At 53.3% G+C, this 14,629-nt stretch carries 15 protein-coding genes; 8 read left to right on the top strand and 7 right to left on the bottom strand.

All coding sequences use genetic code 11. The annotated features are described in order from the left end of the window. Positions 1-240: 240 nt before the first annotated feature. The 4 genes from D5366_RS00995 to D5366_RS00980 are packed head-to-tail and all read right to left on the bottom strand — an operon-like array spanning position 241 to position 3,213. Positions 241-957: a lysophospholipid acyltransferase family protein gene (locus D5366_RS00995; RefSeq protein ID WP_141493740.1), complete on the bottom strand. Its 717-nt coding sequence runs from the start codon at positions 955-957 to the stop codon at positions 241-243. Positions 958-1,000: 43 nt separating this feature from the next. Then, a complete protein-coding gene (locus tag D5366_RS00990) occupies positions 1,001-1,636 on the bottom strand; it encodes a YdcF family protein (RefSeq protein ID WP_141491911.1) in 636 nt (211 codons plus the stop codon). Between the two features lie 10 nt (positions 1,637-1,646). Beyond that, positions 1,647-2,546, bottom strand: coding sequence for a cell division protein FtsX (locus tag D5366_RS00985; protein ID WP_141491910.1), 900 nt, complete (start codon positions 2,544-2,546; stop codon positions 1,647-1,649). Further along, entirely contained in the window at positions 2,539-3,213 is a 675-nt protein-coding gene (locus D5366_RS00980; protein ID WP_141491909.1) for a cell division ATP-binding protein FtsE, read from the bottom strand. The genes D5366_RS00985 and D5366_RS00980 overlap by 8 nt, the downstream gene beginning before the upstream one ends. Before the next feature lie 166 nt (positions 3,214-3,379). Here D5366_RS00980 and D5366_RS00975 point away from each other — a divergent pair, with 166 nt between their 5' ends. After that, the gene (locus tag D5366_RS00975; RefSeq protein WP_141491908.1) at positions 3,380-3,880 is read left to right on the top strand and encodes an MJ0042-type zinc finger domain-containing protein; all 501 of its coding nucleotides are present in this window, start codon (positions 3,380-3,382) and stop codon (positions 3,878-3,880) included. Between the two features lie 31 nt (positions 3,881-3,911). Here the strand turns inward: D5366_RS00975 and D5366_RS00970 are convergent, their stop codons facing one another. Beyond that, positions 3,912-4,331: a hypothetical protein gene (locus tag D5366_RS00970; protein WP_373317484.1), complete on the bottom strand. Its 420-nt coding sequence runs from the start codon at positions 4,329-4,331 to the stop codon at positions 3,912-3,914. A gap of 157 nt (positions 4,332-4,488) precedes the next feature. Between D5366_RS00970 and D5366_RS00965 the strand changes: the two genes are divergently transcribed. From D5366_RS00965 to D5366_RS00950, 4 genes are all read left to right on the top strand, one after another. After that, positions 4,489-6,363 (top strand): ATP-binding protein, encoded by a 1,875-nt coding sequence (locus D5366_RS00965; protein WP_240775281.1) that lies wholly within the window; start codon positions 4,489-4,491, stop codon positions 6,361-6,363. Next, a complete protein-coding gene (locus tag D5366_RS00960; protein ID WP_141491907.1) occupies positions 6,360-8,258 on the top strand; it encodes a response regulator in 1,899 nt (632 codons plus the stop codon). Before D5366_RS00965 ends, D5366_RS00960 begins: the two co-directional genes overlap by 4 nt. Before the next feature lie 73 nt (positions 8,259-8,331). Beyond that, positions 8,332-8,775, top strand: coding sequence for a SufE family protein (locus D5366_RS00955; protein WP_141491906.1), 444 nt, complete (start codon positions 8,332-8,334; stop codon positions 8,773-8,775). A 69-nt stretch (positions 8,776-8,844) separates the two neighbouring features. Then, positions 8,845-9,150, top strand: coding sequence for a YtxH domain-containing protein (locus tag D5366_RS00950; protein ID WP_141491905.1), 306 nt, complete (start codon positions 8,845-8,847; stop codon positions 9,148-9,150). A gap of 149 nt (positions 9,151-9,299) precedes the next feature. Here D5366_RS00950 and D5366_RS00945 read toward each other — a convergent pair whose 3' ends face one another. Together D5366_RS00945 and D5366_RS00940 are read right to left on the bottom strand one after the other, a co-directional pair. Then, positions 9,300-9,959, bottom strand: a complete 660-nt coding sequence (locus D5366_RS00945; RefSeq protein ID WP_141491904.1) for an energy transducer TonB — start codon at positions 9,957-9,959, stop codon at positions 9,300-9,302. 120 nt (positions 9,960-10,079) lie between these two features. Then, positions 10,080-12,497: a membrane-bound PQQ-dependent dehydrogenase, glucose/quinate/shikimate family gene (locus tag D5366_RS00940; protein WP_141491903.1), complete on the bottom strand. Its 2,418-nt coding sequence runs from the start codon at positions 12,495-12,497 to the stop codon at positions 10,080-10,082. A gap of 346 nt (positions 12,498-12,843) precedes the next feature. On the opposite strand from D5366_RS00940, the gene rpmI reads away from it, so the two are divergent. From rpmI to pheS, 3 genes are all read left to right on the top strand, one after another. Then, the gene (gene rpmI, locus D5366_RS00935) at positions 12,844-13,047 is read left to right on the top strand and encodes a 50S ribosomal protein L35 (RefSeq protein WP_141491902.1); all 204 of its coding nucleotides are present in this window, start codon (positions 12,844-12,846) and stop codon (positions 13,045-13,047) included. Positions 13,048-13,060: 13 nt separating this feature from the next. Beyond that, positions 13,061-13,420 (top strand): 50S ribosomal protein L20, encoded by a 360-nt coding sequence (rplT, locus tag D5366_RS00930; RefSeq protein WP_141491901.1) that lies wholly within the window; start codon positions 13,061-13,063, stop codon positions 13,418-13,420. A 137-nt stretch (positions 13,421-13,557) separates the two neighbouring features. Beyond that, the gene (pheS, locus tag D5366_RS00925; RefSeq protein ID WP_141491900.1) at positions 13,558-14,628 is read left to right on the top strand and encodes a phenylalanine--tRNA ligase subunit alpha; all 1,071 of its coding nucleotides are present in this window, start codon (positions 13,558-13,560) and stop codon (positions 14,626-14,628) included. Position 14,629 lies beyond the last annotated feature (1 nt).

The raw sequence follows: 14,629 nt of genomic DNA, 5'->3' as shown, positions 1-14,629 counted from the left end.
TCAGAATTATCCCCATGCTGTGTTTTGAGGCGTACTAAAGTTTCCAAGTTACGTATCGTTTTTTTGTATTTATTTTCATGTTCTAGAAGATGAAAAAAATCCTTTAAAAACCGATGGTTTGGTTTATTTCCCTTTGATTGTTGTTTCTGTGTCACTGGGCGCGGAAAACACGGTTAGTTGTCTGGGTCGAGATGTCTGGGGATTGACGCGAGATCGATCCCCAGAGTTATTCACAGATTCTCAGCTCAAATTATATGTTTTGCACAAGTCGTCCCAGCCTTGCTCAAGTTTGGGGAGGAAGGCTTTGCGGTCGGTGCTTGCCATGATTTGCGGGCCGATAGCCACGATTATAGTGCCTGACATTTTTTGCCACGGGTTCTTGGGCCAATACCGGCCGGAGTTTGTTGCCACGGGCAGCACAGGCGCTTCGCTTTGGCGGGCGAGGGCTACAATGCCGGGCTGGATTGGGTGGCGCTCTCCTGGATCAGTCCGGGTACCTTCAGGAAAAATAATGACTTGGCGGTTATTGTTGTGTGCATGGCTGACCGCTTTAAGCATGCCACGCATGGCACTGCTGCCCGCGCTGCGCTCAACGGGGATCATTCCGCTTAGGAGCAACATGGGGCCAACAAGAGGGATGCGGGTGAGTTCTTGTTTAATGATATAGGCAGGTTTTTCTGCGAGGCTCATCCAGATAAAGCCATCAAAGAAGGATTGGTGTTGGGATGCAATCAAGAGAGGGGCACCGGTGGTAAGGTGCTCTTTCCCTTCAATAACGATCCGAATATTGCAAATGAAGCAGAGACCACGAAGTACGGCTTTTGCCCAAAGCCGGGCATAGCCAAGGGCGAGTGCCTCATTTTTAAAGCAGCGAATTGGTAGGGCACCAATTCCCATGATTAGCGTCAGCCAGAAGAGATAAAGGTTAAAGGCAGAGCCGCGCATGAAGGAAAGCATTGAGTGTCCTGAACGAGAATGAAAATGCGGTAGCGGTATGTTATCAAGGGCTATGAGGTGCTGACCCAGTATCCGGGTGATGTCGTAATCCGTCATTACCATCAGGCAGGCCAGTAAGAACACTGCACTCCGCCCCAAGAAGCTTCAAATATTCTCGTGCCAGTAAGTGTAGCGAGGAACGTGAGAGCAGGCTCTGTAATGCACCGGGATGAACTGGATAGAGCGTGATGTCTAGCGCAGGGGCGGTGCGTTTGAGCTCAAGGGCTGCACGGCGAATATGGTAGCCTGCTGTAACGAGGATAACATGCTGCGCGTGTTGTTGCAGTGTCCAGTCGGTGGTTTCGTGCGCGTTGCCAATGGTAGTGTATGCGCGCCGCCCAAGAGTGATGCGTGCTGTAAGATCCGGCGGTAGCGCTGGCTGATGGATGCCGGGGGCGGCAATGAGCTGAGCTAACGTAACGTGTGGACCAACCCCTGAGACGAACAGCTTTTCGGCATAGCCTTGCCTTAAGAGGTCTATAGCTGTGTTTACGCGCTTCTCACCTCCTGTAAGGGCGATGATGGCATCAGCATGTGATGGTGAAGAGGGAGGAGGCCGACAAGCATCGGCTACGAAGAGAGCAAAGCCAATGCCCAGCACTAATGCGGCAGAACACAGAAATCGGAAAAGAGTTTTCATTGTCTCGTGTTCAGGGAAGGCGCCGTAGCCAAGTGAGGATCACGCATTGTGTTGTAGTCCATGCAATGACGCTGCAAAAAAGAGGTAAGGCAAAGATAGGCCAGAATTGCGGAGAAAAAAGGTTTGCGTATTCGGTTGTGCTTAAAAATGCGGGACCGTAAGAGAGAGTGTCAGGCGCTGAAAGCAAAACAGGCTTAAGGGAATGGGCTAATGTGACCATGAGCGGCGCAAGGAGAAATAGCCCAACTAAACTTCCCAAAAAACCGAGCACGGCTGAGTGAACGGCCATACGGTTCGCTAAAGTGAGAGGGGCGGAGCCAAGTCCATGCAAAATGGTGAGGTTGTGCCGTTGCGTCGTCACGGCCCGGCGGATGACGATGGCAGTTGTGAGTGATGTGGTGCCCAGTGTAATAGCAAGAATGAGCTCGGCGCAGTAGGTCAGCGTAGCGATCAGCGTAGTAAGACGTTCTGCCCAATGGCTGTTCTCTTCGAGAACTGCGCTTGGGAAATGGGCTGCAATCATTGGGGCTAATACAAGCTGTGGAATATGCTCCGCTGTAATAATGCGCGGCAAAGAGCTGACGGGCAGTTGTGTGTTTGGATTTGCAGAAGAACTGTCGAGCCAAGGTGCAAGCAGGGCCTGTGTCTCTTCTGGTGAGAATTGGTGTACGCGAGTGACGCCCTGCGTATGATCGAGCAATTCGATAATAGCGTGTGTTTGGGCGTCGGTATCTGGGAGGTCGGGTGGCAGCTCAATAGTTGCTGTGTTGGGTGTTTCCTGAGACCAGATGTTTTGCAGGGTATGCAAGCCGATAAGGCCTGCCAAAGACAGCCCAGCTAGCAGCGTCATGAGTGTAAAAAGAAAAGGCAAGCTGCGTGAATGGAAGCTTGGCGCCAGTCGTTTACTCATGATGCCCACCAGTTGGTGTGAGTGTGCCATTTTGTAAGGACAAGGAAGGCGCAGGAAAGCTTCTCATCAGTGCGCTGCTGTGCGTGGCGACAATGACGGTTGTGCCGAGCGTGATGAGCTGTCGCATGGCGTCAAGCAAAAGATGAGCTTGGTCTTCGCCGAGGGCGTGTGTTGGCTCGTCAGCGATAAGGAGGGCTGGCCGGCCAATCAAGGCGCGGGCGATTGCCACACGTTGTTGCTCGCCGCCGGAGAGTTGTGATGGAAAAGCCTCTGCGTGGTGAGTAAGGCCGAGCCAGTTTAGAATAGCGTGAACTTCGCGTCGGATATCCGGTTCGCGGTGTCTGTGTAAACGTAACGGTAGGGCAATGTTGTCGAAAATGCTCCACTCGGGAATGAGGCGGTAGTTCTGCGGTATAAAACCAATACGACGGCGTAAATGACGCAGTGCTGAGCGGGAGGCGGTTTCTACAGGTGTGTCAAGAACGGACATCTGACCCTGTGTTGGCAAAGTATTGAGCGAGAGGAGTTCAAGCAGGCTCGATTTCCCGGCTCCAGAAGGGCCGACAAGCCAGGAAAAACTGCCGCGCGGCAGCGATAAATTAAGATGACGAAGCGTGAAGCCGCGTTCGCCTTTGTGCGAAAGCGTTACGTTTTGAAGATTAATCATGAAAAGAACATGAAAGCAGTTGCCTCACCGTTTATGGTAAAATAACGAGTATATGTTTGCTTGAATAGGTAAAAGCGCTCACTTTGTTCTGAGTGTGCGAACTGATAACTGAATTATTCGCGTAAAGTTTTTTGGAATGTTTCTAGAGCAATGAGAAGAGGCCGACATGCACGTTGACTGTCCAAGCTGTTTTGCTGTTTTCGATGCGCCGCAACAGCGTTTGGGTACAGCGCGTGATGTTCGCTGTTGCTTTTGTGACCATGTCTGGTCGTCGCCTCTATATGAGTCCAAAGGTGATGCTCATAGTGTGAATGAGGGCATGTACCAGCGTTTTGATGACGTGCTTGATGGTGCTGAGCCAATGGTGGCTGATGAAGCGCTGATGTTGCCAGAGGATAAACCGCGCCGGGAAAGTCTTTTTGCGGAGAGCCCTGCGCAGGAGAATGAGCCTAAAAGAGGGCCTGTCTTCCACATCGCGTCCGAAACCCCTTGGGAGGGGCTGGTAAGAAACGTGCCGGTCGAAAAGAAGCCGCTGGGCAGCAAGCGTTTATGGATGGCGGCTTGGGCAGGTAGTTTTTTGTGCGTGATTGGTTTGGGTGGGCTTGCTTGGCACGAGTATCATTCGACCGTTCAACAAGCGCTCCACAATATGCAGCACAAAGCTTAACGGCGCGGTAACCGCGCCGTTGAGGAAGTGTTTAAAGGTTGCGTGCTGAAAGCGCTGAGAGGGTTGCGCCTACTGCTGCCAGCCCCATGAGTAAAATGCCATCAAAGATCAATCCACCCGGCGTCATGACATGGCCGTTCAGAACGAGTTGATTGGGAATTGTGCCCGCAACATGGTTCATAATGTCGCGTGCTTGCGGGTCGGCATTCGCAGCGGAGGTGGTAATCGCGCTGACGATATGCGGCAGAAGATACCAACCAATACCGATGATGAGTAACAATGGCGCGAGGAGCTCCGCAATCTGCTGTGCGAGATAGAACGCAAAGTGGCAGACTGACCAAACGGTAGTGCGGATCATTGCACCGTTAGACGGTGCAGTATTGAACAGCATACCGGACAGGCGATCGCGTGGGGTATTGGATTGATTATTATGGGAGGGCGGCATGTCCATAGATACGGCTTTCACTGATCCAGAGATGGACGGTGGGCTCATGCCCTTCCGGAGACGGATGGACTTTAGAAACGGAAGTAGCGGTTGAAGGCGGGTAATGCAAATTTTCCGTAATCAAGGGGCCTATTGGGCGCCCGAATATGCAGGAGGAGGCGAAATGATGGATTCGGCTTTGGAAGAAATCATGCGCCTTGAAATGCAGTCGGCGGCTCATGCGATGGGAGATGATTTGATCGCCAGTGCCGAGATCGCGCGGATTCGGGTTGTGTTGGTTGATCCCATTCAGGCAGATGCCCAGCATATCGATAGCGTTCTTCGGCAGCACGAATTTGACGTAACCAGCGTTACGAACGGTGAGGAGGCGCTTGCTGCGATAGCAGAAGATCGGCCTGACCTTGTCGTGATGGCTAGCGCGCTTGTTGGCATGACCAGCAGCCAGTTGGCACGTAGCATGCACTTGGACCCCAACACGCGGTCCATACCAATTTTGATGTTGACGGGGGATGCGTCCTCCGTTTTGGAGCGCGAGGGGCTTCAAAGCGGTGCTGATGCTTACATCTCTAAATCCGCACATCCAGATGTGATGGTCTTGCGGCTGAGGGCATTGCTACGCGAAGGGCCGGATCTTCCGCGCGGAGATGGGCTACGCAAGGCGCGTATCGTGATCGTCCAATTACCCGTAGACGACGATGAAGGAGCCGAACTCAGTGAAGAGACAAGCGCCCCTAGCAGCCCAAGTCTGGGCGAGCTTTTATGGCGGGATGGACATACGGTCACTACCATTGAGCGCTCGGATAATTTGATTGAGGGGAGCTGGCTTCAGGGTGCGGATAGCCCTGATTGCCTCGTGCTCGAACTGCAAGGGCATCAGGAAGATTTAAAGTTCTGCCAGCTGCTTGACGTGCGGCGGCAGGCAGTGCTTTCGGCCGGAGGAGTGCCTTTCCGAACGCTGGGCATTATCGATGCGGCGCGCTTTCGGGACCAATCATCCGTTGGTTTCTTTGAAGGCGGAATAGATGACCTCGTGCCGAGTGATATCGCCCGTGAAGCGTTGGCTATGCGGATACGCACTTTGGCGCAACGCCGCATGGCGCAGGATGATTTCAGGCAGCAGGAAATTGAGCGTCAGCAAAGCGCGCTTATTCTGGAGGCTGCGCGCGGTAAAGCTGAGATGGCAGAGGCTTTAGCGCAAGCGAATATGGAGCTCGCCCGAGCGAATGATCAGCTGATCCAGACGCAGGCAAAGCTGGTCCAGACCGCTAAAATGGCTTCTTTGGGTGAGCTGGTTGCGGGCATAGCGCATGAAATTAACAACCCCTTGGCTTTCACCATAGCGCATGCAGACACAGTTGCTCGCGTTATCGTTGGTCTGGAGCATACGCAGGATCAGGAAGATACACGCAGGCTAAGAAACAAAGCTACCAAGCGGCTAGAATCAATGAAAGTTGGTTTGCAGCGCATTCAAAGTCTGGTCCAGCGCTTGCGTCGTTTCTCCCATCTGGACGAAGGAGCGTTGCAGGTCATTGATGTGCCAGCCGCGCTCGGGACAGTGTTGGATTTACTGGCACATAAAATCGGCCACGGAATCGTTGTGGAGAAGGAGCTGGAAGCCCCTGCAAAGTTGATCTGCCAAGCTGCGTTTTTGAATCAGGCCGTCATGAATGTTATTTCAAATGCTGCGGATGCGTTGAGAGAGGGAGTGGAAGAGGGAGCTGTGGCGAGTGGACGTATCAGCATAGGTTCTCGTTTGCACGCAGGGCGTTACGAGATGTGGGTCAAAGATGATGGCCCCGGCTTGCCGGAAGATATTCGCGTGCGCGTTTTCGATCCCTTTTTCACAACCAAGCCTGTTGGAACGGGCACTGGATTGGGCTTGGCAATTGCGTATAGCGTGATGCAGGCGCATAACGGCACGATTGATATTGAAGATGCCCACTTACCCGACGGGCGAGGCGTCGGCGCATGTTTTCGGTTGAGCATGCCGGTGCACGAGACGCAGGAGGGGCTATCAGCTGAGGGACGTACAGCATGACGATTTGGGCGCCGAAGCCAATTAAGCGACCCAAGGTTCTATTGGTTGATGACGAAGAAGAAATCCTTGTTGCTTTGGAAGATCTTCTTGATGATGAGTACGACATACTTGCTACGACGGACCCACAGCAGGCGCTGAAAATTCTAGCGCAGCATAAAGACGTCGCGACCATTATTTCTGACCAGCGCATGCCTGGCCTTAACGGCGATGAGTTACTGTTTAGGGCCCGCAAAATTTCCGACGCTCGTAGCCTTTTGCTGACTGGTTACGCGGATTTGGATGCGGTCGTCTCAGCTCTTAATCAGGGGCATATCCAAGGCTACGCGCACAAGCCTTGGGAAGAGGAGGGCCTTCGTTCCCTCGTGCGTGAGGTTACTGAGAACAGCTTGGCGCAGCGTGCGCTGAAGACCGAGCAAGCATTGCTGCGCGGTTTGATGGAGTCTTCTCCTGTCGGTTTGGTCTTTACGACCGCTGAGGGGCAATGCATCCGAAGCAACCGGCGCGCAGGAACCGACGAGCATGGCCGAGATGAGACGGTACACTTCGTGCCAGCTTTACGTGACGAATTAGGCGAAATGCGCGAAGCCGTGCGTCATTCCGGCTATGAAGAGCGGCTGATCGAAGAAGAATTGCCTTCTGGCCAAGGTGAGGGGGCTCAGCGCTGGCACGAAGTTACACGTTCGACCCTGGCTTGGCCGCAGGATGTACCCTCGCACAAGGCCTGGCAGGTCGTCATTGATCGGGATGTAACATCTCGGGTTATGATGGAAAGCCGATTGCGGCAAACGGATAAGCTACAAGCGCTGGGCACACTCGCCGGGGGTATTGCTCATGATTTTAACAATCTTCTCGGGGCTATTGCTGGCTCCTTGGAGTTGCTTGAGGATGTGGTTGAAGTGGGGCCGGAAGCGCAGGGGCTCCTAGAGAATGCTCGTGGTTCGGTTCAGCGAGGCGCTATAATTACCAAGCGCTTATTGCATTTCGGGCGGCCACAAGTTGCTAAACTGGAAGCGTTGCCTTTTGGGGCTTTTTTGGAGGGGTTGCGCTTTATCCTCGCTCAGGGCCTCAAGACGCCGGGGGGCAAAGTCCACTCGGCGTTGGACATGAGCGCTGTTTCCAACGATCTACCAGAATTGTGGACTGATCCGGGGCAGCTGGAAATGGCGTTGTTGAACTTATGCGTCAACGCACGTGATGCCATGCCTCACGGCGGGACGGTGCGTATCTCCGCACGCGTTGTTTCACGAGACAAAGATGGGTTGCCGCCAGAGTGCAGGTACGGTGAAGCAATTGCCATAGATGTGCAGGATGACGGCGAGGGTATGTCCCCAGAAGTTCTGGCGCGTGTTTTTGAGCCTTTTTTTACGACAAAACCTGTAGGCAAAGGAACAGGTCTGGGCCTGTCGAGTGTTTACGGGTTTGTCCGGCAGTGCCACGGCGATGTGCAGATTGACAGTAAGCCGGGCCAAGGTACCTGCGTCACACTGATATTGCCAATTGCCCGTGAAGGGGAGCGTGTAAACAGCAAAGGCAAAAAAGGGTTGAGTAAAACTGCTCCACGCGCCTTGGTGTTGGATGATGATGAGACCGTTTTGCGTGTTACGTCCGGCTTCTTGGCACAAGCGGGATTTAATGTGGTGGTGGCACAAAGATTCGAGGAAGCCGCCGCTGAGGTCGCGCATGCGCCTTTCGATATTGCGGTCATTGACATGAGAATGCCTGACAAAGATGGGCAGAGCAGCGCGGAAGATCTGTGGGCATTACAGCCGAGTTTGAAGGTTCTTTTTGTCAGTGGTTACAGCCACACGGATGCGCTTCCTGAAGGAACATTTTTATTGCCCAAGCCTTTTGGGCGTGAAGCACTGCTGAAAGCGGTGCATGGGTTGATTGATTAACTAATAAAAATAGTTGCTGTTATTGGCGGCTAAATCTAGAGCGGCAGCGCTGTAGAAAAAAGAGGATATGCTTGTGAGCGAAGTGTTCTACCAGCCCCAAGAGGCAAGCGCGGCAGAGGCCATTGAAGAGATTGGTGTCGAGCTTGAGATGTTCGATGATTGGATGGAGCGCTATCAATATATCATCGAAATGGGCCGGAAATTATCGGATTTTCCGTCCGATTGGCAGGATGATACCCACCGCGTGCCGGGGTGTCAGAGCCAAGTGTGGCTGGAAGCAAAAAAAGACCAAGGCAATCTATACTTCGCTGGCGCCTCGGATGCGGCTATTGTGCAAGGTTTGGTAGCGCTATTGTTGCGTGTCTATTCCGGGCGACCGAGCGCAGAAATTTTAAGAACGGATTCGTCTTTTCTGCACGATTTGGGTTTGGTCAAAGCCCTATCCACCAATCGAGGGAATGGCGTTGAGGCGATGGCGCAGGCCATTCGTCAACGTGCGGCGCAAGAGACGGAGTGATCTGGGTCGAATTGGTAAGCAAAAACCCCTGCCATTGAGCAGGGGTTTTTTGTTTGGGATTAGTGAGGGATGCTCACGCTCGGCGCAGAAACTTTTGGCGCTGAGACTGTCGGCGCTTTGATGTTGGACGCTGAATCTTTCAGAGAAGACGCTGATGATTTTGCTGAGTCCAGACGTGAGGAGGCGGAGGATTTTGCCGAATCAGCTGCGGATGAAGCAGACGATTTTGCAGAGTCAGTTGCATTATTGGCTGCGTCTTTAGCTGCATCGCTGGTGCATTTTGTAAACTTACCAGACTGGTCGCGGCATGGGACCTTTTTTACGGTTTCGCATTTAGCGAATTTGCCAGTTTTGTCGCGGCATGGCTTGGCGTGAGCCACTTGTCCGCCCAGAGCAAGGAGAGCGAGAGCTGCAATGGTATATTTGCGGATCATGATGTTTTCTCCAGTCTAAAAACGTGCCGCAAAAGAAGTCTTTTACGGTTTCGCTCACGACTATGGCCCGCTGTTTCCTTAAATACAAGATTAACGTGTTTTAAATGGATCTTCAGTATCGCTTCCTAATTCCCAATTGACGCTGCTTTTATAGTCTTGTTCTACGGGTATACCGTCTTTGTAAGCAGGGACGTATCGAGCTGTTGAGTAGTAGGCTAGAGCCGTTTCTTTTAGTAGTTCAGAGTCACCTTCTGCTGTGCAGTCGTGAGCAGTCCCAATGATATCAACTCTACAGCGGACTTTGATTTTTCCACTTATCTTTGCATCGAGCGCACCTGGTGGATATGGAATTTTACCCGATGCTGCGCGATCAAGTAAGGGCTCTGGAGAATTAGGGTACTGACGGTTGAAGTTGTAGTGTTGGTGCACGTCTGACGCGACGGGTGCCCCATCGACAAAATCCGGTAGCATAATTGAGTTAATTGCTGCGAACAGGGCGGCCTGCCCGAAATTTGGGAAGGTAGCCTTGTCAACCCGGCAGGAAATCGGAAGGCCTGATGCGGTGACGTGGCAGGTAATGTCGGCGCTTCCTGAGTGGTGTAGAGCAAGTTCAGATCCGGGAAAGTGTGGCTGGTATAAATGTGTCTCGAAATGGCTAATATTTTCTTGTGTACGGTCAGCGAACGCACACAAAGGTGTCAGCGCAGCGCATAGGCTTATGATGGTCAGACAAAATTTTTGATAAGGCATAAAATCTCATTTTAAGTAGATACATAACATTACAATTCAAAGCGGGAAGGTATTGCTTGGTCAACAAAAAAGGGCACCCGAAGGTGCCCTTTTCCGCAAATACTGACCTCAATCGCGGGATTAAGGAAGAGTATAGGCAATGATGTCATCGCCCATGCGGGTCGGGAAGGAGTTGTGCCCGCCTGCATATGTGACGACGTACTGCTTGCCGTTAACGGCGTACGTCATTGGTGTGGACTGGCCGCCTGCTGGGAGACGATCCTGCCAGAGAACCTTACCGTTGGTGAGGTCATAGGCGCGGATGTAGTAGTCCATTGAACCTGTCAGGAACGCAACGTTACCAGCGGTTGAGAGCGGTCCACCAAGGCTAGGTACGCCGATCTTGATCGGTGGCAATTGCACAGGAACGGAGCTGCCATACATGGAGTCACGCAGTGTGCCGTTGCGGTGGATGTAAACAACCTTGTTGGTACGCAGGTCGATACCAGCAACCATACCCCAAGGTGGCGTACGGCAAGGCATCTTGATGCCGAGAGGCAGCAATACTGGGTCCATGAAAGGATGCAGGTCTACAGCGAAAGGAATGCCGTAGTTGTGCTGCAAGCCTGTTTCACCACCCGTACCGTGCTCTTCCTTTTCAGGCCACGTTGGGTTGTTTGGGCCGCGTGGTACGAGACGTGACACGAACGGCAGTGAGATTGGGTTTGCAAAGGCAATTTGACGTTGCGGGTCAACAGTCAGACCGCCCCACTCGAACATGCCAAGGTTGCCTGGGAATACCAGCGTGCCTTGTGTTGAGGGAGGTGTGTACTGGCCGTCATAGCGCAGTGAGTGGAAGTAGATGCTGCAGAACATCTGGTCGAAAACTGTGCCGCCCCAGATGTCAGCATCAGACAGTGGCTTTTTAGGGCGCAGTGTCAGCTGTGAAATCGGCTGGGTTGGGCTTGTGTAATCGCCAGCAGCTGCACCGCCGGGAACCTTCGTTTCTGGTGCAGGAACGATTTCCTTACCCGTACGGCGGTCGAGTACAAAGATGTCGCCTGTCTTTGCTGGAGCATAAAGAGCAGGAACGATTGTGCCGTCTTTTTGGGTAATGTCCACAAGGCTCATCTGGGATGGAAGGTCCATATCCCACAGGTCATGGTGAACAGTTTGATAGAACCATGCGAGCTTACCTGTGTCAGCGTTCAGGGCGATAACGCCTGGCGCATAACGCTCAGATTCCTTCGTACGATCGCCACCCCATTGGTCAGGCGTGCCGACGCCCATTGGGATGTAAACCAGGTTCAGGTTCTTGTCGTAAGACGAGACGCTCCATGAATTCGGAGAATTCGGGTGGAACGTTGGGTGATCCGGGTCAGGCATTTTGTTGGGGTCCGCATTTGATGCGTCGAAGACCCAAACGCGCTTACCTGTGTAAACGTCGAATGCTTGTGTTGCACCGGATGCTTGCTTGACCGAGCCGTTATCTGTGACAGCGCTGTTAGCAACAATCACGCGATCCGTCACAACTGGCGGAGACGTAGGTTCGTATTGGCCAGGTGTTGTGTAAGGCTGGTTCGGTGTACGCAGTTCCAGTTCGCCGTTATCAGCAAAACCTGAGCACTTTTGACCAGTTTGCGCGTCAATTTCGATCAGACGGCCGTCGTTGACGGGCAGGATGATACGCTTAGCGCAATCTGTTGGAGCAGGGTTGCCGTCAGAATCAACTGCATTTTCTGGAGTTGAGTGGAAGCTGACGCCGCGGCAAGCCATGTGCTGGAAGCCAGGGTTGATTTGCAGCTTCGGGTCATAAACCCATTTGACGTTACCTGTAGCAGCGTCGATTGCGAAAAGCTTTTGGTGAGTCGAGCACAGGTAAAGCGTGTTATCGAATTCGAGCGGTGTCGCTTCGTTAACAGTTTCGCCTGGGTCGTTTGCTGTCATCAGGTCTTTCGTATGAATGTGCCATGCAACCTTGAGGTTGTGGACGTTCTCAGAGTTAACCTGCTTCAGCGGAGACCAGCGGTCACCGGCTTGCGTGCGGCCGTAAGCATGCCACTCGCTGTCGGGTACGCCTTCTGGGTCGCTCGGGCTAGCATTGGCGATTTCTTTTGGCAGGTTGCCGCTGACGTCGTGCGGGTCAGTGAACAAAGATGCGAGAAGAGCGACAATGGCTAGTGCTGTTGCGCCAGCGAGGGGAGTCGTTGATGCGCGGGTCGCACCAATTTGGCGCGAAACGAACGGCAAAAGCAGCCAGATAGCGAGGATAAGAAGAATGTCTAGGGCAGGGATCAATGACCAGAAGTCAAGGCCTACCAGAGACAGAGCCCATACCAATGTGCCGAGTACGGCAACGGTATAGACCCACAATGCTGCCTGATTTTTACGCCAGGCTAATGCGGCCGTCACCAAAAGGGCGAGACCAAATATGAGGTAGTACAGCGGGCCGTTATGGGCAGCGTCAATCGCGCCCCCAATGACCAAGATCGCGCCGAATAGCGCGAACACGGCCGCAGTAATGAGGGCCCAAAGCCCTCGTTTGGATGTCGTGCTCATGATTTTCCTAGGTAGCTGTTTTGGGTCCAGCACTCACATTGTGGAGAAAGCACATGATCTGCGGTCAGGGTCAAGCACTCGTTGAAGCTAAGTGTTCACGAGGTTGTGAAGTTTCTAAAATGGATATGAGAAAACGTTCCCCGTATTTTCTCACGCGTGCAGGTGAATCTGGTTTTAGCTAAGCGCGGTGCGTATTTTTCTTGTCTTATTGCAGGGAATGGGCTAAGGACCCCGCTTCTCGCACGCGACCGGGCCATATTGTGGCATGCCCGGCCGTGCTGTGCCCCAGCATGGGTGGATGTCGTGTCCGCTTTTGGGGCCAACGTTTACGGCGAGGGAGACCGAAATGCCCAAGATGAAGACCAAGTCGTCGGTCAAGAAGCGGTTCAAAATCACCGCGACCGGCAAGGTAATGTGCGGCCCAGGCAACAAGCGCCACGGCCTTATCAACCGTCCGAAGAAAATGAAGCGCACCAATCGCGGTCCGCAGACCATGACAGACATGGATGCAAAGACTGTGAAGCAGTGGGCACCCTACGGTCTTTCGTGAGGAGATAAGGTAAATGGCACGTGTTAAGCGGGGCGTAACGACGCACGCCCGTCATAAGAAAGTTCTGGACCTTGCAAAGGGTTACCGGGGCCGTTCCTCCACGAACTACCGGATTGCGCTTGAGCGCGTCGAGAAAGCGCTGCGCTATGCGTATCGTGACCGTCGCAACAAGAAGCGTGATTTCCGCGCGCTCTGGATCCAGCGTATCAACGCTGCTGTTCGTGAACATGGTCTGACATACAGCAAGTTCATTAACGGTCTGGATAAGGCTGGCATCGAGATCGACCGTAAGGTTCTTGCTGCTATTGCTTATGACGACTCAGCAGCTTTCGCTGAAATCGTAAAGAAGGCACAGGCTGCTCTGGCTGCTTGAGCTTTTAAAGGATAACTGCCCCTTTCGGGGGTAGCGACCGGCGGGCTGTCCTGTTATCAGGGCAGCCCGTTTTTTATTTGTGCGGTCGGCTCAGATTTTGTGAGGTGACCCGGTATCATGTTTGAGGCAGTGGCGTGATGGCAGACGATCTCGAGACGTTAAAGCAGGGTACTCTAGCAGCACTGGAGGCCGCTCAGGATCGTGCTGCGTGGGATGCTGTGCGTGTAGGTACGCTGGGTAAGTCAGGCGCTTTGACCGGCCTTTTGAAGCAGTTGGGGCGTTTGGACCCAGAAGAGCGCAAACTTCGTGGGCAAGCGCTTAACCGTCTACGTGATGAGCTAGGCGCTGCGATTGAAGCGCGGGGGCAAGCGCTGGAGGCTGAGGCCCTGGCCGCGCGTCTTGCCTCTGAAAAGATCGATGTGACCATGCCGGCGCCGGAAACGTTGCTTGGAGGAATCCATCCCATTAGCCGCACCGTTGAGGAAATGACGGCTATTTTTGGCGCAATGGGTTTTTCGGTGGCAGAAGGCCCCAACATTGAAAGCCAATGGCACAATTTCTCGGCCCTAAACACGCCGGACCATCACCCTGCGCGTACTGAACATGATACGTTCTATCTTCCCGCAGTGGGCGAGGCGGCGGAACCGCGTGTTCTGCGTACCCAAACATCGGGTGTGCAGATTCGCACCATGTTGGGCAGCAAGCCTCCCATCCGCATCATTGCTCCCGGCCGGACCTATCGTGCGGACCATGACGCTACGCATTCACCGATGTTCCACCAATGCGAAGGTCTGGTGATTGATCGCAATATCACGCTCGGCCATTTAAAAGGCTGTTTGATTGAGTTTTTGCGGGTGTATTTCGACAAGCCCAATCTGCCCGTTCGATTCCGTGCGTCTTATTTCCCGTTCACCGAGCCATCCATGGAGGTGGATATTGGGTGGTCTAAAGCGACGGGTGAAATTGGCGGCGGGAGTGATTGGTTGGAAGTGCTGGGCGCTGGTATGGTCCATCCTCGTGTCTTGGCCAATTGCGGCTTAGACCCGGCGGAGTGGCAGGGCTTCGCGTTCGGTATGGGTATTGAGCGCCTTGCGATGCTGAAAAATGGTATCCCCGATTTGCGCTCATTCTATGAAAGTGACCTGCGTTGGCTGCGTCATTATGGTTTTTCAGCTTTTGCTCCGGCCAATTTGACGGAGGGTGTGTGAG

Source organism: Neokomagataea tanensis (assembly GCF_006542335.1).
GTDB lineage: Bacteria > Pseudomonadota > Alphaproteobacteria > Acetobacterales > Acetobacteraceae > Gluconobacter > Gluconobacter tanensis.
This window is presented reverse-complemented; position numbering and strand designations above follow the sequence as displayed.